This window comes from Amycolatopsis tolypomycina, from assembly GCF_900105945.1.
GTDB classification, from domain to species: Bacteria; Actinomycetota; Actinomycetes; order Mycobacteriales; family Pseudonocardiaceae; genus Amycolatopsis; species Amycolatopsis tolypomycina.
Window position 1 is genome coordinate 855,130 of sequence record NZ_FNSO01000004.1, and the last position, 24,671, is coordinate 879,800.

Sequence of the window (24,671 nt, forward strand, 5' to 3'; positions counted from 1 at the left end):
CTTTCCAGGGAGATGCCATGTCAGCACGTCCAGAGCAGTCCGAAAGTTCGCCGCTCGTGCGCCGGCGCACCGTGCTGGCGGCAGGCGCCGCCCTGCCGGTGGCGCTGGCGGCGACCGCGACCCCGGCCGCGGCGGCCGCGGCGGTGGTCGTCGAGCCGTCGAACGTGCAGCAGACGATCCTCGGCTTCGGCGGGATGAACCACACCGTCTGGATCAGCGACCTCACCGCCGCCCAGCGCGAGACGGCGTTCGGCAACGGCACGAACCAGCTCGGGTTCACCGTGCTGCGCATCCCCGTCCACGAAGACCGCAACAACTGGAGCCGCGAGGTCGCCACGGCGAAGCGGGCGAGTGAGCTCGGAGCCAAGGTCATGGCCTCGCCGTGGAACCCGCCCGCCTCGATGACCGAGAGCTTCTCCGGTGGCAAGCGGCTGAAGTACGGGTCCTATGGGGCTTATGCGCAGCACCTGAACGACTTCACCGCGTTCATGAAGAACAACGGCGTGAACCTGTACGGGATCTCGGTGCAGAACGAGCCGGACTACGCGCACGACTGGACGGCGTGGACCGCCGCCGAAATCGTCAAGTTCCTGCGCGAGAACGCCGGCTCGCTCACCACCCGGGTCATCGCGCCCGAGTCGTTCCAGTACCGCAAGAACATGTCCGACCCGATCCTCAACGATCCCGTCGCACTGGCCAATGTGGACATCATCGGCGCGCACCTCTACGGCACGTCGTTCTCGAACCTGCCCTACCCGCTCTTCCAGCAGAAGGGCGCCGGCAAGGAGCTGTGGATGACGGAGGTGTACTACCCCAACAGCACCGATTCGGCCGACCTGTGGCCGCAGGCGCTCGACGTCGGTGAGCACGTCCACCGCGCGTTGGTCGACGGCCGGTTCCAGACGTACGTCTGGTGGTACATCCGCCGGTCGTACGGGCCGATGCGGGAGGACGGGCAGATCAGCAAGCGGGGCGCTTGTATGGCGCACTTCGCGAAGTGGGTCCGGCCTGGGTACCAGCGCATCACCGCTACCGCGAATCCGCAGTCGAATGTCTATGTTTCGGCGTTCAAGAGCGGGGCTCGGGTTGTCATCGTCGCCATCAACAAGAACACGTCGGTGGTCGATCTTTCCGTTACGATCCGGGACACCGGTTCGGGGACCGCTCAGACCTGGTTGACCAACCAGAGCGCGAATCTCGCGCCCGCCACCGGCATCACCATTTCCAATGGGGCTTTCAACGCCCAGCTGCCGGCGCGCAGCATCCGGACGTTCGTCGTGAACTGAGGTCAGCCGTCCAGGGCGAGGGGGAGGGTGCGGCGCACCCCCGCCTCGTGGCGGCCGTGCAGCGGGATCATCGCGGGGGGCGCGGGCACCGGAGCACCTGCCCGCGCCCCCACCCGAACCGTCACCTCCGCCTTCTCCCTGCCGGCGGCCGTTTTCGTCAGCGTGTACGACGTTGCCGTGAATGCTGCTCCCGGGACTGCCATGTCCAGTACCCGCGGTGAGCGGGGGCGGAAGCAGGCCTGGGCCGACTGGCCCCACGTCCACGACTTCCAGCGATCCGGAGGTCCCGAAGCCGGCCCCTGGACGCCCAGCGCCACCCGGAGTTCCTTGGCCAGCTCGCCGGCCTCCAGGACCGTGCTCTGGTAGCCCGCTTCGGCCAGTGCTCCCATCAGGCTCAGCGCCGCCGACGCCGTGCTCCGGAGGGCTCCCAGGTCGCCGCCGCCGCGGGCCAGTGCTGCGGTGGGGGCCTGGTCCGGCCGGTAGCGGACTGCCAGCCAACGCACCTTGAGTACCTGGTCGGCGCGGGGGATGGCCCAGGTCAGCAACTGGGCCGATGCCAGGGGGATGTCCGTGCGCCCGTACGCCGCGTGCAGGGCGTCCACCAGGGGCTCCGGTGCGCCCGGTCCCGGCGTCAGGCGGACCAGTGCACTCCAGCCGCCGTCGACCTCCGCGACGCCGAAGCGGTTTCCCGCCCGGTCGACGTGCTGGCGTACCTTCACCGGTCCGGCCACGCGGAACAGCGGGTCCGGGTTGTCGCGGCGCGTGTCGTGGCGGCGCAACCGGTAGCCCGTCCACGTCAGGGCCCAGCCCGCCAGATGACGGCCCGCGAACCGCGCCGACGTCAGCAGCACCACCAGCCCCGCGGCCACGCTCACGCCGATCCGCGCCGGCTGCGCGACGCCGTCGACGAGCCACGCGAGCAGCACCGCGATCGCGGCGAGCTCCCACAGCGCGGCCTGCAGCGGGCGGATCGGCAGCAGCCACGGCAGCGGTGCGGGCGCGGGCCGGGACGGTGCCGGGCGGACGGCGGTATCGACGGACACGGGCTCCCCTTTCCCCGGCCTTCGACGCTACTGGCTGCCCGGATACCGCGTGGGCGTAAAAATTACCCTCGCCGCGCCCCGGTCCGGTGCCTAGCATCGGCTGCTCGGGAGGATGACGCACACATCCGGGGGCACAGCAGCGTGTGGACGCAGCGGGACCAGATCCAGGCGTACCAGTTCCTCCGCCGCAGGCTCGTTTCCGCGCTCGTCGCCGCCGACGCCAACCATCCCGTTTCGCCGAGCCGGCGGCTCGTGCTGGGCACCGTCCTCGGCGTCGTGGCCGCCCTGCTGGTGACCGCCGTCTTCGGCATCATCGGGCTGCTGAACCCCTCCGGCGGCAAGGACTGGCTGGCCGGCGGCAAAGTCATCGTCGAAGAAGGCACCGGCGCGCGGTTCGTGCTCGGGGCCGACGGGGTGCTGCACCCGGTGCTCAACTACGCGTCCGCGCGGCTGCTGGCCGGCGGCACCGGCGACGCCACCGTGACCGTGTCGCCGTCGAACCTCGGCAAGGCGGGGCGCGGGACCCCGATCGGCATCCCCGGCGCCCCCGATTCGCTGCCGCTGAAGACCGCGCTCGGGACCACGCCGTGGACGAGCTGCAGCCGGACCACCCAGGACGCGCCCGCGTCGGCCGAGCCGCGCACCGCCGTCCTGCTGGCCGCGCCCGCCTCCGGTGTCGAGCTGCCACGCGACCAGGGCGTGATCGTGCGGCTGCCGCAGGGGGAACGCTTCCTGCTCGCCGGCGGCCGACGTCACAAGCTGAGCGACGAAGCCGCGACCGCGCTGCAGTTCGACAGCTACCCGACGATCGCCGTGTCCTCGCGGTGGCTCGACACCGTCCCGGCCGGCCGCGACCTCACCGCGCTGCCGGTCGACGGCGCCGGCGACCCGGGACCCGCGGTGGGCGGCCGCGGCACCCGCGTCGGCGAAGTCCTCGCCGTCGTCGACGCGATGGCCGCGCCGGGCAGCGCCACGTCCTACTACCTGGTCCGCCGGGACGGCCTGGAGCCGGTCGGGCAGACCGAAGCGAGCCTGCTCGTCACCACCGAGGCGAACGCGTCCGCCTACGAGGGGACGCCGAAGCCGGTCGACGTGCGCGCCGCCGACGTCGCCGCGGTCGCGAAGGCCGGCGCGCCGCGGGCCGGCGGTGCCGACCCGGCCGCCTACCCGGACCGCATTCCCGGCAAGGCGCCGATCACCGGGAACTCCGCGGCGCTGTGCGTTCAGGGCAGCCGGTTGCTCGTTTCGGCCGAATTTCCGCTTCCCGTTGGCGCCCAAGCAATCCAGGTCGCCACCCGGACCGAAGCAAGGGTGGCGGACGAGGTGTTCGTGCCTCCCTCGGGGGGAGCCGTCGTCGTCGAAGCCGGTTCGGTCACCACGTACCTCGTGACCGACACGGGCCGGAAGTACCCGGTGGTGAACGCGCAGGCCTTGGCCTCGCTCGGCTATGGAGGCGTGGCCGCACCACCGGTCGCAGGTAGTTTGCTGGCATTGGTGCCGACGGGCCCCGCGCTGGACCCGGCCACGGCCGGACGGCCGGCTCCGTCGGGTGGAACGGGGTGAAAGTCGTGCACATGACAGAAGAGCGTCCGACCGAGGGTGAACTGGGCCAGGGGCGGGTCCGGGTCGCGGTCATCGAAGACCACCCGCTGTACCGCGTCTCCGTCGAACGCGTACTGGCCGAAGCCGACTTCGTCGAGCTGGGCGCGGTCGTCGATTCGGTCGCCCGGTTCCACGTGCACCGGCAGCCGCCGGGCAGCGTGGTCCTGCTCGACCTGGGCCTGCCGGGCGTCGCGGGGGCGGCGGCCGTGCTGGAGGTGTGCGAGCTCGGGCACCACGTGCTCGTGGTCTCCGCACAGGCGGAACCGGAGGTCGTGCTCGGCGCGATCGCGGCCGGGGCGCGCGGGTTCCTGTCCAAGGACGTCGACGCCGACGAGCTGCTGATCGCGATCAAGACGGTCGCCGGCGGCGGCGCGTACGTCTCGGCGGTGGTCGCCGGGATGATCATGAAGGACAACGCCGACCGGCCCGCCGTGTCGGCCGACGCCGAGCTGTCCCCGCGCGAGGAACAGGTGCTGCGGCTGGTGGCGGCCGGGGAGCGGGACGTCGACATCGCGCTGATCCTCGGCATCGGCGTCCGGACGGTCCGCGGCTACCTGGACCGCATCCGCGACAAGACGGGCGAGCGGCGGCGGCCGGGCCTGGTCAAGGAGGCCATCCGGCGCGGCCTGATCGGTGAGGCCGGCCCGCGGCGCGGCGGCCGCAAATGAGCGGGCGCATCGCCGTCGGCGTGATCGAGGACCACCCGCTCTACCGGTACGCGCTGACCCGCGTGCTGACCGAGGCGCCGGACATCGAGCTCGGCGCCGTGGCGGACTCGGTGGCCCGGTTCGCGGTGCAGGACCAGCCGGCGGGCAGCGTCGTCGTCCTCGACCTCAAGCTGCGCGGTGTCCAGGACGCGGCCGCGGTCCTGGAAGTGGGGCAGATGGGGCACAAGGTGCTGGTGGTGTCCGCGCACGCGGAACAGCCGGAGGTGCTCGGCGCGATGCAGGCGGGCGCGAAGGGCTTCCTGTCCAAGGACGTCGACGGCGACGAGCTGCTGCGCGCGATCCGCACGATCGCCGACGACAACGCGTACGTGTCGCCGACGCTGGCCGGGATGATCATCCAGGACAGCGAAGAGCGGCACGCGGGTCCGAAGATCGTGTTGTCGGAGCGGGAAAAGCAGGTGCTCCGCCTGGTGGCGGCGGGGGAGCGGGACGTCGACGTCGCGGAGATCCTCAACATCAGCGTCCGCACGGTCCGGTCGTACCTCGACCGCATCCGCGACAAGACCGGCGAACGGCGACGCGCGGGCTTCGTGCGCGTCGCCATCCGCGAAGGCCTCCTCCGCTAGCGCCTGTAGGGCACTTTCACGTAAAAGTGCCCCGGAGCGCGCACTCCAGGGCACTTTCACGTGAAAGTGCCGCTTTGCGGTTCAGAGGCGGCGGTTGGCCAGGGCCCCCGTCGCCGCGCGGGCCTTGGCCGACACCGCCGGATCCACGTCGACCAGGAGCGTTTCCGTGCCCGCGCCCGCGGCGGCGACCACCCGGCCGAACCCGTCCGCGACCAGCGAATACCCGATCCCCGTCGGCGCGTTCGGGTTGACCGTGACGCCCGTCGCCGCGGGGTCGGCCTGGCCGCACGCCAGCACCCAGCAGCCCGAGTCCAGCGCCCGCGCCCGGACCAGGACCTCCCACTGCTCGCGCTTGCCCTCGCCGGCGCCCCACGACGCCGGCAGCAGCACGACGTCGGCGCCGTCGTCGGCCAGCGCGCGGAACAGCTCCGGGAACCGCACGTCGTAACAGGTCGCGACGCCGAAGACGACGCCGTCGAGTTCGAACGTCATCGGCGCGGTGCCCGGCGCCACCGTGTCCGACTCGGCGAACCCGAACGCGTCGTAGAGGTGGATCTTGTCGTAGCCGCGGTGGTGGCCGCCGCCGGTGATCAGGAGCGTGTTGCGGACCCGCCCGTCGTCCGCCGGGGTGAACATGCCGGCGACGACGACCACGTCGTGCTCGGCCGCCACCGCGGCCACGGCCGACGCCCACGGGCCGTCCAGTGGCTCCGCGACCGGCTCCAAGGGCCGCCCGAACCGCGCCATGGCCGCTTCCGGGAACACGACGATCCGCGCGCCGTCCGCGACCGCTGCTTCGACGCCTTCGCGAACGAGCTTCAGGTTCGCCTCCGGATCGTCACCCGAGTTGACCTGGCACAACGCGATTCGCGCCACCGCTGCCTCCTGCATGCTGGGATCGGCCTTCACGGGGGAGTATCGCTGAAAAGGCGCTGGGCGTGACCTCGTACCCTGGTGGTCATGTTGAACCGCACCGACCTGCGCGGGCAGGTCCCGACCACCGCCGAACTGCGCGCCACGCTCCCGCGCGCCGAATACGACGTGGACGCGGCGCTGCATCACGTGCGCCCGGTGGTCGAGGCGGTCCGTGACCGCGGTGTCGAAGCCGTCCTCGACTACAACGAGAAGTTCGACAAGGTGCGTCCCGCGTCCGTGCGGGTGCCGCGGGCCGCGTTGACGCAGGCGCTGGCGGAGCTCGACCCGGCGGTGCGCGCGGCGCTGGAGGAGTCGATCGCCCGCACCCGGAAGGTGCACGCCGAACAGCGCCGCACCGACGTCACGACCACCGTGGTCGAGGGCGGCACGGTCACCGAGAAGTGGGTGCCGGTCGAGCGCGTGGGCCTCTACGCCCCGGGCGGGCTGGCCGTGTACCCGTCGACCGTGGTGATGAACGTCGTCCCGGCGCAGATCGCCGGCGTCGGCTCGCTGGTCGTCTGCTCGCCGCCGCAGGCCGCGTTCGGCGGGCTGCCGCACCCGACGATCCTGGCCGCGGCCGAGCTGCTCGGCGTCGAGGAGGTGTGGGCGGCCGGCGGCGCGCAGGCCGTCGCGCTGCTGGCGTACGGCGGCACGGACACCGACGGCGCCGAGCTCGCCCCGGTCGACACCGTCACCGGACCGGGCAACATCTACCTCACCGCGGCGAAGCGGCTGCTGCGCGGCCTGATCGGCATCGACGCCGAAGCCGGGCCCACCGAGATCGCCATCCTCGCCGACGAGACGGCCGACCCGGTGCACGTCGCCGCCGACCTGATCAGCCAGGCCGAGCACGACCCGCTGGCCGCGAGCGTGCTGGTCACGACGTCGCCCGAGCTGGCCGACGCCGTCGACCGGGAGCTGACCGGCCGCGTCGCCGCGACGAAGCACAGTTCGCGGGTCGCCGAAGCCCTGTCCGGCAAGCAATCCGGGATCATTCTGGTGTCCACAGTGGACGAAGGGCTGCGCGTCGTCGACGCGTACGCCGCCGAGCACCTGGAGATCCAGACGGCGGACGCGCGCGCGGTGGCGGCCCGGGTCCGCAACGCGGGCGCGATCTTCGTCGGCGCGTACGCCCCGGTGTCGCTCGGCGACTACTGCGCCGGGTCCAACCACGTGCTGCCCACCGCCGGGTACGCCCGGCACTCCTCGGGCCTGTCCGTGCAGAGCTTCCTCAAGGGCATCCACGTCGTGGACTACAGCGAGGAGGCGCTGCGCGAGGTCGCCGGCCGCGTCGTCGCGCTGGCCGACGCCGAGGACCTGCCCGCGCACGGCGAGGCCGTCACCGCGCGCTTCGGAGGTGCGGTCCGATGACGATCGGCGAAGAGGTCACCCTCGACCAGCTGCCGCTGCGGGACGACCTGCGCGGCAAGTCGCCGTACGGCGCGCCGCAGCTGGACGTCCCGGTCCGGCTCAACACGAACGAGAACCCGTACCCGCCGCCGCCCGCGCTGGTCGCGGACGTCGCGGAGGCGGTCCGGCTCGAGGCGGCCGAGCTGCACCGCTATCCCGACCGGGACGCGGTGGCGCTGCGGCAGGACCTGGCCGACTACCTGAGCGTGTCGACACGGGTGGTGCTGTCGGAGGCGAACGTCTGGGCCGCCAACGGGTCCAACGAGGTCCTGCAGCAGATCCTGCAGGCGTTCGGCGGGCCCGGGCGCAGTGCGCTCGGCTTCGAGCCGTCGTACTCGATGCACCCGATCATCGCGTCGGGCACCCGCACCGAGTGGGTCCCGGCGCCGCGCCGCGACGACTTCAGCCTGGACACGGCCGCGGCGGCCGCTCTTGTTCGCGCGAAGCGGCCGGACATCGTGTTCGTGACCAGCCCGAACAACCCGACGGGTGGGTCGATCCCGCTCGACGAGCTGCGCTCGGTGCTCGACGCGGCCACCGGCGTGGTGGTCGTCGACGAGGCGTACGCGGAGTTCTCGTCGCAGCCGAGCGCGGTCTCGCTGCTGGCGGACTACCCGTCGTCGCTGATCGTCTCGCGCACGATGAGCAAGGCATTCGCCTTCGCCGGCGGCCGGCTCGGCTACCTGGCGGCGGCCCCGGCGGTGGTCGACGCGCTGCAGCTGGTGCGCCTGCCGTACCACCTTTCGCGGCTGACGCAGGCGGCCGCGCGGGCGGCGCTGCGGCACGCGGACGCCACCTTGGCCAGCGTGCACAAGCTGGCGGCCGAACGCGACCGCGTCGTGGAAGCGCTGGCGGGCCTGGGCTACGACCCGGTGCCGAGCGACTCGAACTTCGTCCTCTTCGGACTCTTTTCAGACCCGCACGCGACTTGGAAGTCCTATTTGGACCGCGGGGTGCTGATCCGCGACCCGGGCATCCCGGGTCACCTGCGCGTGAGCATCGGCACCCCGGAAGAGAACGACGCCTTCCTCGAGGCGAGTAAGGAAGTCTCGCGATGACCCGCATCGGCAAGGTCGAACGGACCACCAAGGAGTCCTCGATCACCGTCCAGCTGGACCTGGACGGCACGGGCGAGGTCGAGATCTCGACCGGCGTCCCGTTCTACGACCACATGCTGACGGCGTTCGGCGTCCACGGCTCGCTCGACCTCAAGGTCGAGGCCACCGGCGACGTCCACATCGACGCCCACCACACGGTCGAGGACACGGCGATCGTGCTGGGCCAGGCGATCCGCCAGGCCCTGGGCGACAAGAGCGGCATCCGCCGCTTCGGCGACGCCTGGATCCCGATGGACGAGACGCTGGCCCACGCGGCGATCGACGTCTCCGGCCGCCCGTACTGCGTCCACGTGGGCGAGCCGGAGCAGTTCAACACCTTCACGATCGGCGGCAACTACCCGTTCGTGCTGACCCGGCACGTGTTCGACTCGCTGGCGTTCCACGCCCAGATCGCGTTGCACGTGCGGGTGATCCACGGCCGCGACCCGCACCACATCGCGGAGGCGGAGTACAAGGCGGTGGCGCGGGCGCTGCGGGCGGCCACGGAGCCGGACCCGCGCGCGGGCGGCATCCCCTCGACGAAGGGCGTCCTGTGAGCAACGGAGTCGTCGGCGTCCTGCTGCTCGCCCTGGGCGGTTTCCTGGTGGGCGGCGTCTATTCGACCTGGAAGACGGCCAAGTTCATGGCGGTGGTGCTGGGCATCGCGGCGCTGCTCGCCATCGGCGGCGCGATCTTCTGGTTCTCGAGCTGAGCAAACGGAAAAGGCCCCCTCCTGCGGGAGGGGGCCTTTTCCGTGTTCGCTAGCGGCTCGCGCCGACCAGTTCCCGGTCCTCGGGTTCGTCGAGGTGCTTCGTGAGCTTCTCGCCCTCGACGTCGACGTCCGGCAGGATCCGGTCCAGCCACTTCGGCAGCCACCACGCGCCGCGGCCGAGCAGGGACATCACCGCCGGGACCAGCGTCATGCGGACCACGAACGCGTCCACCAGCACGCCGAACGCCAGCGCGAAGCCGATCGACTGGATCAGCGAGGACTCGGCGAGGACGAAGCCGGCGAACACGCTGATCATGATCAGCGCCGCCGCGACCACCACGCGGGCGCCGTGGCGGAAGCCCGTCACCATCGCCTCCTGCGGCTCGGCGCCGTGGACGTGCTCCTCGCGCATCCGCGTCACCAGGAACACCTGGTAGTCCATCGCCAGCCCGAACAGCACGCCGATCAGCAGGATCGGCAGCATGCTCATGATCGGGCCGGTGGATTCGACGCCGAGCAGGCCGGTCAGCCAGCCCCACTGGAACACCGCGACCACCGCGCCGAACGTCGCCGCGACCGAGCCGAGGAAGCCGATCGTCGCCTTCAGCGGCACCACCACCGAGCGGAACACCAGCATCAGCAGCACGAACGCCAGCCCGACGATGAGCGCCAGGTACGGCAGCATCGCGTCCGACAGCTTCTCGGAGACGTCGATGTTAGCCGCGGTCTGGCCGGTGACGGACAGCTTCGCGTCCAGGTGGCCGGATTCGGTGCGGATCGCGGCGACCAGGTCCTCGGTCTGCGCGCTGCTCGGGCCGCTCTTCGGGATCACCGTGAGCAACGCCGTGTCGCCGGCCTGGTTGAGCCGCGGCGGGGTGACGGCGGCGACGTCCGGCAGCTTCTGGATGTCGGCCGCGGCCTGGCCCAGTGCGGCCTGGCGGTTGGCGCTGCCGGAGACGTCGACGACGACCAGCAGCGGGCCGTTGGACCCCTCGCCGAAGCTGCGGCTGGCGATCTCGTACGCCTTGCGCTGCGTCGACTCCGGCGCCGCGGTGCTGTCGTTGGGCAGGCCGAGTTGCATGCTCAGGGCGGGCAGCGCGACGACGGCCATCCCGGCCAGCGCAACCAGCAGCACCGGGATCCGGTGGCGGCCGACGAACCGCGCCCAGCGCTCGCCGTGCGTCGTTTCGACCGGCTTGCGGCGCAGCCGGACGCGGCCGCCGGCGACCCGGGACCCGGCGAAGCCGAGGATCGCGGGCAGCAGCGTCAGGGCGATGAGCACGGCGATCGCGACGGTGACGGCGGCGGCGACGCCCATCTGGCCGAGGAACGGGATGCCGATCACGGTGAGGCCGGCCAGCGCGATGATGACGGTCAGCCCGGCGAAGACCACGGCGGACCCGGCCGTGCCCGCGGCGCGGCCGGCGGCTTCCTCGGGGTCGCGGCCGAGACCCAGCTCGTGGCGGTAGCGCGACACGATGAACAGCGCGTAGTCGATGCCGACGGCCAGGCCGATCATCAGTGCCAGGACCGGCGTGTTCGAGTTCAGCTCGAGGAACCCGGAGGCGAAGAAGATGCCCGCCATCCCGGTGCCGACGCCGATCAGCGCGGTGAGCAGCGGGATGCCGGCGGCCAGCAGCGAACCGAACGTGATGACCAGCACGACGGCGGCCACCGCGACGCCGAGGCCCTCGGTGGCGCCGGTCGCGGGCACGCCCTGGACGGCGTCACCGCCGAACTCGATGGTGAACCCGGCCGCGCGGCCGGCGTTCGCGGTGTCCAGCAGCGCCTGACGGTCTTCGTCGGTCAGTTCGTACGCTTTCGCTCCGTAACTGACCTGGGCGAGCGCGACGCGCCGATCGGGTGAGATCGACTGCGCCTGGAACGGGTCGACCACGGCCGCGACCTTCGGCGCCGTCTTCAGCTGCCCGACGAGCGCTTCGACGGCGGCCTTGCCCTTGGCGTCGGTCACCGTGGTCCCGGCCGGGGCCTCGATGACCACGCGCGCGGTGGCGCCACCCGCGTTGGCCTGCGGAAACTTCTCGGTGAGCTGGTCGATCGCCCGCTGCGACTCGGTACCGGGGATCGTCACCGAGTTCGACAGCTGGCCCGAGAGCGTCAGCGCGCCGAGGCCCAGCGCCACCAGGACCGCCGCCCAGACGGCCGCGACCAGCGCTCTGCGCCGGAAGGAAAACCGGCCGAGCCGGTACAGGAAGGTCGCCACGAGTCAGCTCCGTTTCGCCCGAACGGGGTCGGTTCACTCCACAGGGTCGTTTCCAAGCTAGCCGATCGGCAAGTGAGACTCCAAGCCGATCGGCAAGTATGTGACTTGCCGAACAGCAAGGTTTATCCCTAGCCGTTCGGCTAGTAAGGCGGTTTGCCGATCGACAAGGCGTGACGTAGGCTCCGACGGCTCGCTGAGGAGGAAGAATGACCGCCGGCCCGGCCGAGGACACCCGGACCCGACTGCTGCAGACCGCGCTGCGCCTGTTCACCGAACACGGGGTCGAGGGCACGTCGCTGCAGATGATCGCCGACGCGCTCGGGATCACGAAGGCGGCGGTGTACTACCACTTCAAGACGAAGGCGGAGATCACCGAGGCGGTGGCCGAGCCGGGCGTGCGCGACCTGGACGACCTGGTCCGCCGCGCGGCGGCCCAGAAGCGCCGCGGCGTGCAGGTGGACCTGTTGCTGGAGGGGTTCGTCGACCTGGTGATCCGCCACCGCGCGCTGGTGGCCCTGTTTTCCAGCGACCCGGGCATCGCCCGCGCGATCGAGAAGTCGGCCCACGGCGGCACGGAGGGCTTCGGCCAGGCACTCCTCGGCATCTTCTCCGGCCCCGACCCGGACACGACGGCCCGCGTCAACGCCCTGGTCGCCCTGACGGGCATAGCCATGGCAGGCGGCTCCCCGGAACTGGCCGGCCTGGGCGACGAGGAACTGCGCACGGAACTCCTCGACGTCGGCCGCCGCCTCCTCGGCCGCCCCCGCCGCCGAACCCTCACCCCCGTGTCGTCCCTCTGATCACGCGAGTCGACTCCCCAAACACGCGAGTTCCGCCCGTGATCACGCGAGTTCCGGCTTTGATCACGCGAGTCGCGCCCCCAATCACGCGAGTTCCGGCCCCAATCACGCGAGTCGCGTGTACCGGAGCGGACGACTCGCGTACCGGGGTGGACGACTCGCGTACCGGGGTGGACGACACGCGCGCCGGAAGGGTCGGTTCGGGTGTCGTCCGTCCGGGTACGCGTGTCGTCCATCGAGATACGCGTGTCGTCCGTCCGGGGTGCGCGAGCCGACCCTTCCGGTGCGGCTCAGCCGGTGTGCGACAAGTACTCCGGGGGAACCGCGGCGGTCAGCCAGACTCCGTTGGCGCTCACCTGGAACGCGTGGCCCGCCGCCGACATCGCCGCCGCGTCGATGCGGAGGATCACCGGCTTTCCGCGGCGGGCGCCGACCGTCCGGGCCGTGTCCGGTGTTGCCGACAGGTGGACCGCGTGGCGGTTCATCGGGCGCAGGCCCTCGCGGAAGATCGCGTCGAGGTACTTCGCCACCGTGCCGTGGTACAGCACGTCCGGTGGGGGTGCGTCCGGCAGGCCCAGCTCGACCGTGACGCTGTGGCCCTGGCTCGCGCGGATGCGCGTGCCCGTTTCGTCGTACGCGAACCGGCGCTTGTTGTTCTTCTCGACGACTTCGTCGAGTTCCGCGCGGGTGATCGACAGCGCGCGCACGAGGGTGTCGACCGCCACCCAGCCGCCGGGGGCGAGGGTCAGGCCGAGGGCGGCGGGATCGTGGCGCAGGTGCCGCGACATCCGCTTCGAAAGGCGGATCAGTTCTTTTTCGTTCATTGCCTCCCCAGCATCCTCCCCGCGCGCAACCGGTTTAGATGCCGCCTTCGACCGCGGGACGCAGTTTGCTCGCGCCCGGCCCGAAGCGGGCCAGCTCGTCGTCGTTGTTGTACAGCGCGCAGCTGCGCAGGGACAGGCACCCGCAGCCGACGCAGCCGGTGAGCCGGTCGCGAAGCCGTTGCAGGGCGTCGATCCGCGCGTCGAGCTCGTGCTGCCAGTCGCGGGACAGGCGCGCCCAGTCCGCCTTCGTCGGGGCGTGGTCCGCCGGCAGTGTCGCCAAGGCCGAACTGATGTCCTCGAGCGAGAGCCCGACCCGTTGCGCGGCGCGGATGAACGCGATCCGGCGCAGCACCGAACGCGCGTAGCGGCGCTGGTTGCCCGCCGAGCGCTCCGAACTGATCAGCCCCTTCTCCTCGTAGAACCGCAGTGCCGTGTGCGGAACCCCGCTGCGTTCCGCCACCTGTCCGATGCTGAGATGTTCAGCGAGCCTGGTCACCAGGTCAGGCTATCCTTGACTTCGAGTTTAGTCGAGGTTGCATCGTCGGTTCATGACCACGATGACCGAACGGGGCTACGCCGACCTGCCCCGGCTGATCTCCTTGATGACCGGCGACGAAAAGCACCACGGCGCCGCGGAGTCCACATTGGACGTCCTGTGGGTGCTCTACGACCGCGTGCTCGACGTCACGCCCGCGAACTTCCGCGAGCCCGGCCGCGACCGTTTCCTGCTGTCCAAAGGGCACGGGCCGATGGCGTACTACGCGGTGCTCACCGCGAAGGGGTTCATCGCCGAAGCGGAACTGGCGACGTGGGGCGACGCGGTGTCGCGGCTGGGCTACCACCCCGACCGGCGGCGCGTCCCGGGCGTCGAAATATCCAGCGGTTCGCTCGGTCACGGCCTGCCGATCGCGTTCGGCACCGCGCTCGGCCTGCGTGCCCGCGGCCTGACGGACGCGAAGGTCGTGACGCTCGTCGGTGACGCCGAGCTGGACGAGGGCTCGAACCACGAGGCGATCGTCGTCGCGGCGCGCGAAGGCCTGGAAAACCTGACCACCGTGGTGATCGACAACCAGTCGTCGACGCGCGGCTGGCCGGACGGCATCGCCCGCCGCTTCGCCGTCGAAGGCTGGGAGACGCGCACGGTGTCCGGCCGCGACCACGACGCGCTGTACGACGCCTTCACCGCACCCCACCCCGGGCGGCCGCTGGCCGTGGTCGCCGTCGTCGAACCCAAGGAGTGACCATGCTGCCGATGCGGGAAACCTTCCTCGCCGCCACCGAACGGATCGTCGACGCCGACCCGGACGTCGCGGTCGTGCTGGCCGACATCTCGGCGGCACAGCTCGCCGACGTCGCGCGGCGGCACCCGGACCGGGTGATCAACGTCGGGATCCGCGAGCAGCTGCTGGTCAGCACGGGCGCCGGGCTGGCGCTCGCGGGCCTGCGGCCGATCGTGCACACGTTCCCGTCGTTCCTGGTCGAGCGAGCCTTCGAGCAGATCAAGCTGGACTTCTCGCACCAGGAGACCGGCGGGGTGCTGGTGTCGTGGGGAGCGTCGTACGACATGTCGACGGCGGGGCGCACGCACCAGTCCCCGGGCGACGTCGCGCTGATCGATTCCCTGCCGGGCTGGACGGTCCACGTACCGGGCCACCCGGCGGAGGCCGAGCGCCACCTGCTGGAGTCGATCCCCGGCGACGACCGCGTCTACCTGCGGCTTTCGGCGCAGGAAAACGCTTCCCCGCACCTGGGAGTGGGCTTCACCCGCGTGCGCCAGGGGTCTCGCGGCGTCGTGGCGGCGGTGGGCCCGGTGCTGGACCGCGTACTGCGGGCGACGGCGGGCCTGGACGTGACGGTGCTGTACGCGTCGACGATCCGCCCGTTCGACGCGGCCGGCCTGCGGTCGGCGGTGCTTTCGGCCGCGCCTTCGGTGGTGCTGGTGGAGCCGTACCTGGCGGGGACGTCGGCGGCGTGGGTGGCGGAGGCACTTTCGGACGTACCGCACCGGCTGCGGTCGCTGGGGGTGCGGCGGGATGCGGAGGTGAGGATGTACGGGGGGATCGCGGACCACGATCTGGCGCACGGCTTGGACGCCGGGTCGCTGGGGTTGTCGATCAGGGAGTTCTTGGGGGAGTAGGAGCGGTACTGCCGGTGTCGGCACCCGGGTGTTCGTAACGCAGATTCACGTCGCTTCCGGCAATCAAGTGCATCAGTTTGAGGTTGTTATCGCGTTCTTCTTCAGTGTCCCAGGGAAGCTTCACGTGGAGGCTTTCGTAGAGCCTGAAGCGGTTGAGGTCGAGCACTGTGCCCACTGTGGCCATGTATTGGTCGGCCGCTGCAACGGCCGCGCGGTAGGCGATCCACGCGAGCAGGTACGGAGCGATCGTGGCGAGGAGCCACCAGCGGTCGGTCAGCAGCGCTGCCGCCGATTCCACGGTGGCGAGCAAAGCGACAACGCAGAGCCGGATCGAGGTATCCATCTGTTGCCGGGTGTCCTGCAGATAACTCAAGTGCAGTTCCGGAGCGACAAGGGCGATGTGCGGCGCAGCGCGGATGGCGTCCAGTCCGTACTGCGTGCCGATCCGGTCTTCGGCGGATCGTAGCGCGTTGCCCAGCCGGGTGGGCATCATCCGGCGGCTGGCCGGGTAGCGTTCGAGCTGGTGCGGGATCGACTCCAACGCAGCGTGTGCCCCGCTTGCGGCGTGTGCTCTCTTGTCGGGGAGCAGCTTCAGGAGCTCCTTGCGGAACTCGGAGTCTTCCATGGTGGCGGGATCTTTGACCGTATCAGGGTCGGTAGCGAGTCCGGTCCGGTAATTGCGCACGAGGATTTTCCGCAGCACGCGTTCACGTTGCCGGTCGAGCCGCTTTCGGCGGGCGTTGAGCCGGGCTCGTTTTTTGCGGTAATGCGTGATGCGCACGCGTAGCAGAACCGTGGCAACCCGCGAGCTTCCCCAATAGCCTTCGAGCAAGCGGGTCATTCCGAGCTGCAGAGGGTGCAGGAACAGCGCAAAGGTCACAGTCGCCAGCAAGATCCAGGCGTAACCGCTGAAGCTAACTGTGGTGAGCGCATCGGCCAGCTTCTTCGGATCCGGCTCGCCCGACCACGCCCCGCTGGCGACGAGGACGACGCTCCAAGCTGCGAGGAACAGTGCGGGCAGGAGGCTCACGAGGCTGAAGTATCGTCCGATCCGGGCGCCCGCGTTGAGCGCGACATCGGTCAGCGACGGTGTCGTCATGGCAGGAGACGGTCTTCTTTGGCGACGTAATGTCCATACTTTTCGCAGAAGAAGCCGTCGGGCTCCTTGACCAGGTACTCGCGCGGGTGCTTGGGGCAGCGACCCTGCCCGCCGTCCTCGCCTTGCCCCGGCAGATGCACAGGGGACTTGTCTGAACTGAGCGCGGCGAGACCGAAGATGAGCCGAAGTCTGCGCATCCGCCTCACCCCGCCCTCCAGGATCCGACCATGTTAGGTCAGCATTCAGGCCCAGTCGAGGTGTGCGGAACGAGGTGGGGATGGGGTTTTCGCCCTGGGTGGTGCCTCCCGTCGGGATCGTGGTCGTCGCTGTGGCCGGGGTGTTCGGGGCGTCGTGGGCCTGGCTGGCTGTCGGGGTGCTTGCCGGGGCCGGGGTCGGGTGGGTGGGACGGCTCGTTCTCAGGGAGGCTCGGGCCGCTAGCGTCACCGGCATGCCATCGATCCGGCCCATCGTGCTCGCCGTCATCCGGCGGGGGGACGCCCTTCTCGTGTTCGAAGCGCACGATGATGTCAAGGACCAGACCTTCTACCGGCCGCTCGGGGGTGGGATCGAGTTCGGTGAATACGCCGAAGCCGCCCTTGTGCGTGAGTTCCTCGAGGAGCTCGGCGCCGAGATCGCCGTCGGTGAACGGCTTGGCGTGCTCGAGAACGTCTTCGACTGGCGGGACCAGCCCGGGCACGAGATCGCCTTCGTCTTCGCCGCCGAGTTCGTCGACGAGCGCTTCTACCGGCGCGAAGCCATGAAGATCATCGACGACCCCGCCACCGCGCGCTGGGTCGACGTCCGGGACTTCCGGGACGGTGGCAAGATCCTCTACCCCGAAGGGCTCATCGGGCTCCTCTCAGCGGATCAGTGACCGCGACGTCGGGACCAGCTCGAACGACGACTCCGACGCGGTCCGGCCGAACCACACCGAAAACGGCCCGTCCGTGCGGACCGGCAGCCGCGGGAACGTGTTCGGGGACGGCTCCGTCTCGAACGCCGCGAACGCCGACTCGGGCGCCGGTGAAGAACCAGGGGAGATCGTGACGTGCACGCCCGCGCCCGGTGGTGGCGCCGCCAGGCCGCGGCGGACCGGGCGCAGCAACAGCACGTTGTCCGAGTCGGCCATCGTCGCGTTCGCCGCCGCGCGGTGGGCCTTCCAGACCGGGCCGGAGTAGAACTCCTCCAGCGCCGCCTTGCGCTCGGGCATCGAGCGGAATCCGCGCAGCCACACGAACTCGTCCGGCGACGCCCGCGCGCGGAAGAGCCCGAACAGGTGCGCGCCCGCCGCCTCCTGCGGCTCGACGAATTCGCGCTCGAACAGCTCGATCAGCTCGTCGCGCCGCCCCGGGTGCAGGGTGTAGCGACGGAGCTCCAAAACGGTTTCGAAGTCGGTTGACGTCATACCGCGCACGCTAGCGGCCACCACCGACAAAAACGGATCAGCGGAACGCCGGCAGCCCCGTCACGGCCTGGCCGAGGGACAGCGCGTGCATCTCCTCGGTGCCCTCGTACGTCAGCACCGTCTCGAGGTTCGCCATGTGCCGCATCACCGGGTACTCCAGCGAAATCCCGTTGGCGCCCAGCATCGACCGGGCCGTCCTGGCCACGTCCAGCGCCGACCGGACGTTCGCCAGCTTCCCGAAGCTGACGTGGTTGTGGTGCAACTGCCCGGCGTCCTTCAAGTGCCCGATCTGCAGCGCCACCAGCCCCGCGCGGTTGACCTCGACGACCAGGTCGGCGAGCTTGCGCTGGGTCAGCTGGAACCCGGCCAGTGGCTTCCCGAACTGCGACCGCGAGAGCGTGTACTCCAACGCCGCTTCGTAGCACGCGCGCGCCGCGCCGACGACGCCGAACAGGATGCCGTAGCGGGCTTCGTTCAGGCAGGACAGGGGCCCGCGCAGGCCGCGGACCTCGGGGAACGCCGCCGACGACGGCAGCCGGACGCCGTCGAGCACCAGCTCCGCCGTCAGCGACGCCCGCAGCGACAGCTTGTGCTTGACCTCGTTCGCGGTGAAGCCCGGCGTCGACGTCGGGACGACGAAGCCGCGGATCCCGTCGTCGGTCTGCGCCCAGACGACGGCGACGTCGGCGACGGTCCCGTTGGTGATCCACATCTTCGTGCCCGAGAGCACCCAGTCGGCGCCGTCGCGCACCGCGCGCGTCCGCATCGAGCCCGGGTCGCTGCCCGCATCCGGCTCGGTCAGCCCGAAGCAGCCCAGCGCCTCGCCGGTGGCCATCCGCGGCAGCCACTCCTGCCGCTGCTCTTCGCTGCCCCACCGGTGGATCGCGTACATCGCCAGCGACCCCTGCACCGAGACGAAGCTGCGCAGCCCCGAGTCGACGGCCTCGAGCTCGCGGCAGGCGATGCCGTAGGCGACGGCGCTGGTGCCGGCGCAGCCGTAGCCCTCCAGGTGCATGCCGAGCAGGCCGAGCGAGCCGAAGCCCTTCGCCAGCTCCGCGGCGGGGAGTGCGCCCGTTTCGTACCAGTCGGCGACGTGGTCGAGCAGGTGGTCCTTCGCGTACGCGCGGACGGCGTCGCGGATGGCGCGTTCCTCCTCGGCGAGCCCGGCGTCGAGGTCGAGGAAGTCGTGCGGATCAGGGGCACTGGACATGAGGACTCCCGGAGGACGCGTCGATGCGGCCACCGCAGGAAACCACAGTCAGGCGTCTGTTCTCCGCGTGGCGTTCGTCACGCGCGCGGCAGACGCGCCGGGCGTGCACCGGGGCCGGGTCTGCTGGCGCGGGATCAGCAGCTCGCTGAACTGCGGAAACGGCACGCTTTCGATGTCGTCGCGCCAGGCGTGCAGCATCTGGGACAGCACATCGTCCTCGGCCATCTTCGCCTCCCTGGCGTCCGGTCGTGGCGGCTGAAGGCACACGATCGGGTGACTTGATACCCGGTGTGCGGGACGGTCAAACGGGCTTCTCCAAGATTTTTCCGGTCGTCGACCGTCGTGTGGCAGGCCTATTCGGTCGAAGGTCGCCGGGCGCTGCGGCTACGCTGGGTGGCGTGTCTCGTGTGGTGATCCTCGACTACGGTTCCGGCAACCTCCGCTCCGCCGAACGCGCCGTCGCGCGCGCCGGGGCCGACGTCGAGGTCACCGCCGACCCGCATGCCGCCGTCGAAGCCGACGGCCTGGTCGTGCCCGGTGTCGGCGCCTACTCCGCCTGCATGGCGGGGCTGCTGGACGTGCAGGGGCACCGGATCATCGGCAAGCGCCTGGCCGGCGGCCGTCCGGTGCTCGGCATCTGCGTCGGCATGCAGATCCTCTTCTCCCGCGGCGTCGAGCACGGCGAGGAGACCGAGGGCACCGGCGAGTGGCCCGGCGTCGTCGACCGGCTGCACGCCGACGTCCTGCCGCACATGGGCTGGAACACCGTGCGCGCGCCCGCGGACTCGCAGCTGTTCGCCGGGCTCGACCCGGACGAGCGGTTCTACTTCGTCCACTCCTACGCCGCGCGCCGGTGGGAGCTCGACGGCCTGGTCGGCCAGGAGCCGAAGGTCACCTGGGCCCACCACGGCGAGGACTTCGTCGCCGCGGTCGAGAACGGGCCGCTGTGGGCCACCCAGTTCCACCCGGAGAAGTCCGGCGACGCCGGGGCGCACCTGCTGCGCAACTGGCTGGCGACCCTCTGACCGGGTGATCCGGGGCGCCGCCCTAGAGTTACCCGCGTGACTTTCACGCTGCTTCCCGCCGTTGATGTGGCCGATGGCCAGGCTGTGCGACTCGTCCAGGGCGAGGCCGGCACCGAGACCTCCTATGGCAGCCCGCTGGAGGCGGCGCTCGCCTGGCAGCGCGACGGCGCCGAGTGGATCCACCTGGTCGACCTCGACGCCGCCTTCGGCAAGGGCAGCAACCGCGAGCTGCTCGCCGAGGTCGTCGGCACGCTCGACGTCCAGGTCGAGCTGTCCGGCGGCATCCGCGACGACGCGTCCCTGAAGGCCGCACTGGACACCGGCGCCCGCCGGGTCAACCTCGGCACCGCCGCGCTCGAGGACCCGGAGTGGACGAGCCGGGTCATCGGTGAGTACGGCGACCGCGTCGCGATCGGCCTCGACGTGCGGATCACCGAAGCCGGCCACCGGCTGTCGGCCCGCGGCTGGACCTCCGACGGCGGCGACCTGTGGGACGTCCTCGAGCGCCTCGACCGCGACGGCGCGTCCCGCTACGTCGTCACCGACGTCAGCAAGGACGGCACGCTGCGCGGCCCGAACCTCGAGCTGCTGCGTGACGTCGTCGCCCGCACCGACGCGCCGGTGATCGCGTCCGGCGGGGTGTCGAGCGTGGCCGACCTGGTCGCGCTGGCGGGCCTGGCGTCCGACGGCGTCGAGGGGTCGATCGTCGGCAAGGCGCTGTACGCCGGGGCGTTCACGCTGCCGGAGGCGCTCGCCGCGGTCGCGAAGGTCTAGACGAGTAATGCGTAACTTGGTCAGTGGTCGTAGGCGGTCAGGGACCGGGTGGTGGGTTGGCCGGTGGCGCGGTTGTGCCAGATGGCGGCGGTGAGGGCCAGGAGGCGTTGGGCGATGCGGACTCCGACGCCTTCGATGGTGCGGCCGCCGTGCTGTTCGAGGTTGAGCTGGCCTTTGAGGGTGTCGTTGACCGACTCGATGAGCTGGCGGATGGACTTCAGCAGCGGTTCGCCGGGGTGGGGCGGCGGTTGCGGTAGGACGGGCGGATCAGCCGAATCCCGCGTTCGGTGAGGTAGTGGTCGAGCTCGCGGGAGACGTAGCCCTTGTCGGCGATGATCAGCAGGCCGGGACGCTCGGTGAGCAGGTGGGGTTCGTGGTCGCAGAGGGCCATGAGCACCTTCCGCTCGTCGACCTTCGGGTCGGCCAGGGCCCAGGCGATGGGGAGTCCGGCCGGGGTGCAGACCAGATGCAGCCGCAGTCCCCAGAACCAGCGCGAGTGTGAGCGGCAGAAGCCGTACTTGGCCCACCCGGCCAGCTCCGAACGCTGGACCGTCGGCCGGGATCGGCCGCACTCGACCGGGGTGGAGTCGACGATCCAGGTGGTGTCGGTCCACAAGTCCGTGTCCGCCGCCAGCCAGCGCATCACGTGCTTGATCAGCGTAACGCGGCGCGCAGGCGGCGGTTGTAGCCGGATTGGCCGGGTAGGTAGCGGAACGCGCCGGGCATCCGGGCGGGCAGGAACCGCAGCCAGCGGGCCTCGGAGGTGAACCCCAGCAGCGCCTGGGCCACGGCCAGGGTCACCAGCTCGGCGTCGGTCAGCTTCGGTGGTCTGCCCGTTCGGCGCCGGCCTGCGAGGTGGTCGTCGATCTTGACGTAGAGTGCGGTGAGAAGGGTGTTCAGGTCTGTCGTCACAAACGGATCTTGGACACCCTTCGTCCGTCTCCGGTCACCACCCGGACTTACGCATTACTCGTCTAGCTCGCGCGGTAGGTGGTGATCGTGCCGCCGTGGCCGAACGTCAGCACCTCCGCCGGCGTGAACGCGCGCGGCCCGAAGCCACCGGTGAACATCGGCAGCCCGCCGCCCGCCGCCACCGGGTAGGACTTGACCACCAGCTCGTCGATCTCCGGCAGCAGCTGCCCGGCCAGGTCCGCGCCGCCGCACAGCCAGATGTCCAGGCCGTCCTCGGCCTTGAGCCGCCGCACCAGCGCCAGCGGATCGCCGGGCACCAGGGTGACGGCCGGGTCGGCCTCGGTCAGCGACCGTGAGACGACGTACTGCCGCAGGTGCGGGTACGGGTTGGTGACGCCTTCGGCCTGCGGGACCACGTAGGTCCCGCGCCCCATGAGCACCGTGTCGTACCGCCGGTTCGGCGTGTCGGCGGCCATCCCGATGAGCGGCCGGATGTGCACCGGCATGGTCTCCGGGTACTCGGCGCGCACGTGGGCGACCATGTCCGGGTCGAGCGGGTGGAAGTCGGTCTCGCCGCCCGGTCCGGCGATCACGCCGTCGATGCTGACGCCGACGAAGTACACGAGCTTGCGCACAGATCAACTCCGGATGTAGTACTTTGCTTGAAGTGGTTCGAACCGTAGTACTACATCTGGAGTGGTGTCAACGTCATGGTGCGACGCAACCCCGAGCGGCGGGCGGCCCTGCTCGACGCCTCGATCGAGGTCCTGGCCAACGAAGGCGCGCGCGGGCTCACCTTCCGCGCGGTCGACCAGCAGGCCGGGGTGCCGGTCGGCACGGCGTCCAACTACTTCGCCAGCCGTGACGAAATCCTCACGCACGCGGGGGAGCGCGTGTACGAGCGCCTGATCGACGAAGCGGTTCTCGCGGACGGCTTGGCGGGCTCGCGCGACCGGGCCCGCGTCACGGAGCTGATGCACGAGCTGGTCGACCGCGTGGCCGCCTTCCCGACGGGGTTCGTGGCCCTGCTGGAACTGCGGCTGGAGGCCACGCGCCGCCCGGAGCTGCGTGCCGTGCTGACCCGCCGCATCCGCGCGGACGTCGACTTCAACGTCGAGTACCACGAGAAGTCCGGCCTGCCCGGCGACGGCACGATGGTGGTCCTGCTGTGGCTGGCGCTCAACTGGCTGATCATGGAACGGCTGACGCTGCCCGACCTGTTCACCGAGCGGGAGCGCCACGACCTCGTCACGGCGCTGGTGGACCGGCTGCTGGCCGGGCAGCCGGCGTGATCGACGCCGCGGCGCGGCTTGACGCCGAAAAGCGGCTGACAGCGATCCCCGGCCGTCGTAGGTTGCCGCGGGTGGAGGAGATCGTCACCCAGCTCGAGATGACCGCGCCCGAGCAGCTCAACCCCGCCCCGCTCGTCGACGGCGTCGGGCTGCGGACCACCGGGCCGGGGCCGCTGGTCCGCGCGCTGCACGTCCGGATCGGGACGCCGTACCGGTGGCCGAGCGCGACTCGCGGGGACGTCGAATGGGACCGCTGGCTCGCCGCGCCGCAGCGGGAATACCGGCTGATCGAGTACCGCGGTGAGATCGCCGGCGCCGCGGATTTCGAGCCACAGCCCGGGAACGCCGTCGAGATCACCACGTTCGGCCTGCTGCCGGAGTTCGTCGGCAAAGGACTCGGCGGGTTCGCGCTCACCCTCGTCGTCGCCGACGCGTGGGCGCTGCCCGGGACGCGGCGCGTCTGGCTGCACACCTCGACGCTCGATCACCCGAACGCGCTGCCGAACTACCTGCGGCGCGGCTTCCGCGGCTTCAGCCGTCCACACTGATCGCGATGCCGACCGTCCGGTCTTCCGGGCCGCGCAGCTTCGAGAAGAACATCGTGACGCGCCCGACGATGCCGTACTTGCGGGCGATCGCGCGCCGGGCCAGCTCGGTCTCGGTGGCGTCCAGCAGCCGGGCCTGGCCGGACACCTTCGCGCCGTGCGTCTTCTGCCCGCGGACGTCGCAGGCCTGGACCTCCACCCGGCCGCTGTTGCGGATGCGCTTGACCTTGCCGGTGTCCCGAGCCGACCACAGCACGAGCTCGCCGTCGCGGCCGGCCACCCAGATCGGGGTCGGCACGGCCCGCCCGTCGCGCCGGAACGTGGTCAGGACGACGTAGCGCTCGGCGGCGAGGCGGTCGGTCTCGGAGGTCATGCGCCCACCGTAGCCGGGTGGCGGACGGCGATGCCGGGATAGCGGGTGATCAGGCCCGTGTCGTCGTATTCGAGGACGCACGCGAAGCCGAACGCCGGCGCCGCGTAGGCGTACCGGCCGGGCGACAGGTGCTCGTAGGTCTGCTCCAGCCGGTCGACGCCGAGGTCGGCCGCGCGGACGTAGGCGGCGGGCGCGTCGGCCCGGGCGCCGGTGGGCAGGGCGAGCCGGTGCACCGGGAAGGTGTTCGTCATCGCCGAGGCTTCGAGGTCCAGGTCGAGGCAGCCGTCCAGGTGCGGCGCGGGTTCCCCGTCGAGCCGCCAGTGCCCGCGGCCGTCCGCTTCGACCGTCAGCTCCCGTGCCCCGAGGCCGCCGATCCGCGCCGACCGCAGTGTCCACTGTGGATCGACGGTCAGCGAGTACCGGACGGCCCAGGCGACGCCGTCCTCGACAGCGCTCGTGGCGCCTTCGACGAGCCAGCCGCCGTCCTGCCGGCGGAACCGGGCGACTTCGAAGCCGGTGCGGGCGTCTTCGTGCCGCCAGGCGGCGCTGCCGGGGAAGGTCATGGCCCACCGTAACCGGCGGGAAAAGTGCCTAGGCCTTTCGGCGCCAAAACCCCACACGCCTGGCCGAAGCGTTTCAACACCTGCGCCTGCAACGCTTCGTGGGCTGCATTCCCGCATCCTGGAGGGCGT

The 24,671-nt window shown here is 71.0% G+C and carries 29 protein-coding genes and 1 pseudogene; 16 read left to right on the forward strand and 14 right to left on the reverse strand.

Features of this window, described 5'->3' with window-relative positions; genetic code table 11:
- Nucleotides 1-17 precede the first annotated feature (17 nt).
- A complete protein-coding gene (gene xynC / locus BLW76_RS14680; protein ID WP_091307340.1) occupies nt 18-1,286 on the forward strand; it encodes a glucuronoarabinoxylan endo-1,4-beta-xylanase XynC in 1,269 nt (422 codons plus the stop codon).
- Between the two features lie 2 nt (nt 1,287-1,288).
- Here xynC and BLW76_RS14685 read toward each other — a convergent pair whose 3' ends face one another.
- A complete protein-coding gene (locus tag BLW76_RS14685) occupies nt 1,289-2,329 on the reverse strand; it encodes a type VII secretion protein EccE (protein WP_091307341.1) in 1,041 nt (346 codons plus the stop codon).
- 141 nt (nt 2,330-2,470) lie between these two features.
- Here BLW76_RS14685 and eccB point away from each other — a divergent pair, with 141 nt between their 5' ends.
- Genes eccB through BLW76_RS14700 form a run of 3 tightly spaced genes read left to right on the forward strand, consistent with a single transcriptional unit; the run spans nt 2,471 to nt 5,225 of the window.
- Nucleotides 2,471-3,892 carry a type VII secretion protein EccB gene (eccB, locus tag BLW76_RS14690; RefSeq protein ID WP_091307344.1) on the forward strand — a complete coding sequence of 474 codons (1,422 nt, stop codon included), beginning with the start codon at nt 2,471-2,473 and terminating at the stop codon, nt 3,890-3,892.
- A gap of 11 nt (nt 3,893-3,903) precedes the next feature.
- A complete protein-coding gene (locus BLW76_RS14695; protein WP_244170168.1) occupies nt 3,904-4,599 on the forward strand; it encodes a response regulator transcription factor in 696 nt (231 codons plus the stop codon).
- Nucleotides 4,596-5,225: a response regulator gene (locus tag BLW76_RS14700; RefSeq protein WP_091307348.1), complete on the forward strand. Its 630-nt coding sequence runs from the start codon at nt 4,596-4,598 to the stop codon at nt 5,223-5,225. The genes BLW76_RS14695 and BLW76_RS14700 overlap by 4 nt, the downstream gene beginning before the upstream one ends.
- An 81-nt stretch (nt 5,226-5,306) precedes the next feature.
- On the opposite strand, the gene BLW76_RS14705 is transcribed toward BLW76_RS14700, so the two are convergent.
- A complete protein-coding gene (locus tag BLW76_RS14705) occupies nt 5,307-6,101 on the reverse strand; it encodes a carbon-nitrogen hydrolase family protein (protein WP_091307351.1) in 795 nt (264 codons plus the stop codon).
- An 84-nt stretch (nt 6,102-6,185) separates the two neighbouring features.
- Between BLW76_RS14705 and hisD the strand changes: the two genes are divergently transcribed.
- From hisD to BLW76_RS48505, 4 genes are read left to right on the forward strand one after another with little or no spacing between them, the layout of a single operon-like run.
- The gene (gene hisD / locus BLW76_RS14710) at nt 6,186-7,511 is read left to right on the forward strand and encodes a histidinol dehydrogenase (RefSeq protein ID WP_091319402.1); all 1,326 of its coding nucleotides are present in this window, start codon (nt 6,186-6,188) and stop codon (nt 7,509-7,511) included.
- The gene (locus BLW76_RS14715) at nt 7,508-8,608 is read left to right on the forward strand and encodes a histidinol-phosphate transaminase (RefSeq protein WP_091307353.1); all 1,101 of its coding nucleotides are present in this window, start codon (nt 7,508-7,510) and stop codon (nt 8,606-8,608) included. Before hisD ends, BLW76_RS14715 begins: the two co-directional genes overlap by 4 nt.
- On the forward strand, nt 8,605-9,204 hold the full coding sequence (gene hisB / locus BLW76_RS14720; RefSeq protein WP_091307355.1) for an imidazoleglycerol-phosphate dehydratase HisB: 600 nt from the start codon (nt 8,605-8,607) through the stop codon (nt 9,202-9,204). Before BLW76_RS14715 ends, hisB begins: the two co-directional genes overlap by 4 nt.
- Nucleotides 9,201-9,359: a hypothetical protein gene (locus BLW76_RS48505; RefSeq protein WP_167384606.1), complete on the forward strand. Its 159-nt coding sequence runs from the start codon at nt 9,201-9,203 to the stop codon at nt 9,357-9,359. Before hisB ends, BLW76_RS48505 begins: the two co-directional genes overlap by 4 nt.
- Before the next feature lie 49 nt (nt 9,360-9,408).
- Here the strand turns inward: BLW76_RS48505 and BLW76_RS14725 are convergent, their stop codons facing one another.
- Nucleotides 9,409-11,583, reverse strand: coding sequence for an MMPL family transporter (locus BLW76_RS14725; protein ID WP_091307357.1), 2,175 nt, complete (start codon nt 11,581-11,583; stop codon nt 9,409-9,411).
- Nucleotides 11,584-11,789: 206 nt separating this feature from the next.
- On the opposite strand from BLW76_RS14725, the gene BLW76_RS14730 reads away from it, so the two are divergent.
- Nucleotides 11,790-12,383 carry a TetR/AcrR family transcriptional regulator gene (locus BLW76_RS14730; protein ID WP_091307359.1) on the forward strand — a complete coding sequence of 198 codons (594 nt, stop codon included), beginning with the start codon at nt 11,790-11,792 and terminating at the stop codon, nt 12,381-12,383.
- A gap of 290 nt (nt 12,384-12,673) precedes the next feature.
- Here BLW76_RS14730 and BLW76_RS14735 read toward each other — a convergent pair whose 3' ends face one another.
- Nucleotides 12,674-13,207: an RNA 2'-phosphotransferase gene (locus BLW76_RS14735; RefSeq protein ID WP_167384607.1), complete on the reverse strand. Its 534-nt coding sequence runs from the start codon at nt 13,205-13,207 to the stop codon at nt 12,674-12,676.
- A 34-nt stretch (nt 13,208-13,241) separates the two neighbouring features.
- Nucleotides 13,242-13,703 (reverse strand): redox-sensitive transcriptional activator SoxR, encoded by a 462-nt coding sequence (gene soxR, locus BLW76_RS14740; RefSeq protein ID WP_043783125.1) that lies wholly within the window; start codon nt 13,701-13,703, stop codon nt 13,242-13,244.
- A gap of 52 nt (nt 13,704-13,755) precedes the next feature.
- Between soxR and BLW76_RS14745 the strand changes: the two genes are divergently transcribed.
- Nucleotides 13,756-14,448, forward strand: coding sequence for a thiamine pyrophosphate-dependent enzyme (locus tag BLW76_RS14745; protein WP_091307362.1), 693 nt, complete (start codon nt 13,756-13,758; stop codon nt 14,446-14,448).
- Nucleotides 14,449-14,453: 5 nt separating this feature from the next.
- Nucleotides 14,454-15,344, forward strand: a complete 891-nt coding sequence (locus BLW76_RS14750) for a transketolase family protein (protein ID WP_091319405.1) — start codon at nt 14,454-14,456, stop codon at nt 15,342-15,344.
- On the opposite strand, the gene BLW76_RS14755 is transcribed toward BLW76_RS14750, so the two are convergent.
- On the reverse strand, nt 15,322-16,443 hold the full coding sequence (locus BLW76_RS14755) for a hypothetical protein (RefSeq protein ID WP_091307365.1): 1,122 nt from the start codon (nt 16,441-16,443) through the stop codon (nt 15,322-15,324). The genes BLW76_RS14750 and BLW76_RS14755 overlap by 23 nt on opposite strands.
- Nucleotides 16,440-16,640 carry a hypothetical protein gene (locus tag BLW76_RS47735; protein WP_143060631.1) on the reverse strand — a complete coding sequence of 67 codons (201 nt, stop codon included), beginning with the start codon at nt 16,638-16,640 and terminating at the stop codon, nt 16,440-16,442. The genes BLW76_RS14755 and BLW76_RS47735 overlap by 4 nt, the downstream gene beginning before the upstream one ends.
- A gap of 62 nt (nt 16,641-16,702) precedes the next feature.
- Here BLW76_RS47735 and BLW76_RS14760 point away from each other — a divergent pair, with 62 nt between their 5' ends.
- Entirely contained in the window at nt 16,703-17,317 is a 615-nt protein-coding gene (locus BLW76_RS14760; RefSeq protein ID WP_244170169.1) for an NUDIX hydrolase, read from the forward strand.
- Here the strand turns inward: BLW76_RS14760 and BLW76_RS14765 are convergent.
- The 3 genes from BLW76_RS14765 to BLW76_RS48510 are packed head-to-tail and all read right to left on the reverse strand — an operon-like array spanning nt 17,303 to nt 19,283.
- On the reverse strand, nt 17,303-17,848 hold the full coding sequence (locus tag BLW76_RS14765; RefSeq protein WP_091307367.1) for an NIPSNAP family protein: 546 nt from the start codon (nt 17,846-17,848) through the stop codon (nt 17,303-17,305). The two genes, BLW76_RS14760 and BLW76_RS14765, sit on opposite strands and share 15 nt — an antisense overlap.
- A 37-nt stretch (nt 17,849-17,885) precedes the next feature.
- On the reverse strand, nt 17,886-19,058 hold the full coding sequence (locus BLW76_RS14770) for an acyl-CoA dehydrogenase family protein (protein ID WP_091307370.1): 1,173 nt from the start codon (nt 19,056-19,058) through the stop codon (nt 17,886-17,888).
- 48 nt (nt 19,059-19,106) lie between these two features.
- Nucleotides 19,107-19,283, reverse strand: coding sequence for a hypothetical protein (locus BLW76_RS48510; protein WP_167384608.1), 177 nt, complete (start codon nt 19,281-19,283; stop codon nt 19,107-19,109).
- 182 nt (nt 19,284-19,465) lie between these two features.
- On the opposite strand from BLW76_RS48510, the gene hisH reads away from it, so the two are divergent.
- A complete protein-coding gene (gene hisH, locus BLW76_RS14775) occupies nt 19,466-20,083 on the forward strand; it encodes an imidazole glycerol phosphate synthase subunit HisH (protein ID WP_091307374.1) in 618 nt (205 codons plus the stop codon).
- A gap of 36 nt (nt 20,084-20,119) precedes the next feature.
- Nucleotides 20,120-20,857, forward strand: coding sequence for a bifunctional 1-(5-phosphoribosyl)-5-((5-phosphoribosylamino)methylideneamino)imidazole-4-carboxamide isomerase/phosphoribosylanthranilate isomerase PriA (gene priA, locus BLW76_RS14780; protein ID WP_091307377.1), 738 nt, complete (start codon nt 20,120-20,122; stop codon nt 20,855-20,857).
- Between the two features lie 20 nt (nt 20,858-20,877).
- On the opposite strand, the pseudogene BLW76_RS14785 reads toward priA, so the two are convergent.
- Both BLW76_RS14785 and BLW76_RS14790 read right to left on the reverse strand, forming a co-directional pair.
- Nucleotides 20,878-21,769: pseudogene (locus tag BLW76_RS14785) on the reverse strand (IS982 family transposase).
- Between the two features lie 62 nt (nt 21,770-21,831).
- Nucleotides 21,832-22,404 carry a dihydrofolate reductase family protein gene (locus BLW76_RS14790; RefSeq protein WP_091307379.1) on the reverse strand — a complete coding sequence of 191 codons (573 nt, stop codon included), beginning with the start codon at nt 22,402-22,404 and terminating at the stop codon, nt 21,832-21,834.
- A 75-nt stretch (nt 22,405-22,479) separates the two neighbouring features.
- Here BLW76_RS14790 and BLW76_RS14795 point away from each other — a divergent pair, with 75 nt between their 5' ends.
- Both BLW76_RS14795 and BLW76_RS14800 read left to right on the forward strand, forming a co-directional pair.
- Nucleotides 22,480-23,061, forward strand: a complete 582-nt coding sequence (locus BLW76_RS14795; RefSeq protein ID WP_091307381.1) for a TetR/AcrR family transcriptional regulator — start codon at nt 22,480-22,482, stop codon at nt 23,059-23,061.
- Entirely contained in the window at nt 23,058-23,609 is a 552-nt protein-coding gene (locus BLW76_RS14800) for a GNAT family N-acetyltransferase (protein WP_244170170.1), read from the forward strand. Before BLW76_RS14795 ends, BLW76_RS14800 begins: the two co-directional genes overlap by 4 nt.
- On the opposite strand, the gene BLW76_RS14805 is transcribed toward BLW76_RS14800, so the two are convergent.
- Nucleotides 23,593-23,979 carry a PPOX class F420-dependent oxidoreductase gene (locus BLW76_RS14805; protein WP_091307385.1) on the reverse strand — a complete coding sequence of 129 codons (387 nt, stop codon included), beginning with the start codon at nt 23,977-23,979 and terminating at the stop codon, nt 23,593-23,595. The two genes, BLW76_RS14800 and BLW76_RS14805, sit on opposite strands and share 17 nt — an antisense overlap.
- Complete coding sequence (locus tag BLW76_RS14810; protein WP_091307388.1) at nt 23,976-24,542, reverse strand: putative glycolipid-binding domain-containing protein; 567 nt, start codon at nt 24,540-24,542, stop codon at nt 23,976-23,978. The genes BLW76_RS14805 and BLW76_RS14810 overlap by 4 nt, the downstream gene beginning before the upstream one ends.
- Nucleotides 24,543-24,671: the final 129 nt, after the last annotated feature.

Bases quoted from the DNA above. Each gene is read 5' to 3' on its own strand.
- BLW76_RS14805 (WP_091307385.1), bottom strand. From the start codon at position 23,979: ATGACCTCCGAGACCGACCGCCTCGCCGCCGAGCGCTACGTCGTCCTG.
- BLW76_RS14810 (WP_091307388.1), bottom strand. From the start codon at position 24,542: ATGACCTTCCCCGGCAGCGCCGCCTGGCGGCACGAAGACGCCCGCACC.
- hisD (WP_091319402.1), top strand. From the start codon at position 6,186: ATGTTGAACCGCACCGACCTGCGCGGGCAGGTCCCGACCACCGCCGAA.
- BLW76_RS14795 (WP_091307381.1), top strand. From the start codon at position 22,480: ATGGTGCGACGCAACCCCGAGCGGCGGGCGGCCCTGCTCGACGCCTCG.
- BLW76_RS14755 (WP_091307365.1), bottom strand. From the start codon at position 16,443: ATGACGACACCGTCGCTGACCGATGTCGCGCTCAACGCGGGCGCCCGG.
- hisB (WP_091307355.1), top strand. From the start codon at position 8,605: ATGACCCGCATCGGCAAGGTCGAACGGACCACCAAGGAGTCCTCGATC.
- BLW76_RS47735 (WP_143060631.1), bottom strand. From the start codon at position 16,640: ATGCGCAGACTTCGGCTCATCTTCGGTCTCGCCGCGCTCAGTTCAGAC.
- BLW76_RS14695 (WP_244170168.1), top strand. From the start codon at position 3,904: ATGACAGAAGAGCGTCCGACCGAGGGTGAACTGGGCCAGGGGCGGGTC.
- BLW76_RS14715 (WP_091307353.1), top strand. From the start codon at position 7,508: ATGACGATCGGCGAAGAGGTCACCCTCGACCAGCTGCCGCTGCGGGAC.
- BLW76_RS14770 (WP_091307370.1), bottom strand. From the start codon at position 19,058: ATGTCCAGTGCCCCTGATCCGCACGACTTCCTCGACCTCGACGCCGGG.
- BLW76_RS48510 (WP_167384608.1), bottom strand. From the start codon at position 19,283: ATGGCCGAGGACGATGTGCTGTCCCAGATGCTGCACGCCTGGCGCGAC.
- BLW76_RS14765 (WP_091307367.1), bottom strand. From the start codon at position 17,848: ATGACGTCAACCGACTTCGAAACCGTTTTGGAGCTCCGTCGCTACACC.
- BLW76_RS14730 (WP_091307359.1), top strand. From the start codon at position 11,790: ATGACCGCCGGCCCGGCCGAGGACACCCGGACCCGACTGCTGCAGACC.
- BLW76_RS14735 (WP_167384607.1), bottom strand. From the start codon at position 13,207: ATGAACGAAAAAGAACTGATCCGCCTTTCGAAGCGGATGTCGCGGCAC.
- BLW76_RS14745 (WP_091307362.1), top strand. From the start codon at position 13,756: ATGACCACGATGACCGAACGGGGCTACGCCGACCTGCCCCGGCTGATC.
- BLW76_RS14700 (WP_091307348.1), top strand. From the start codon at position 4,596: ATGAGCGGGCGCATCGCCGTCGGCGTGATCGAGGACCACCCGCTCTAC.
- xynC (WP_091307340.1), top strand. From the start codon at position 18: ATGTCAGCACGTCCAGAGCAGTCCGAAAGTTCGCCGCTCGTGCGCCGG.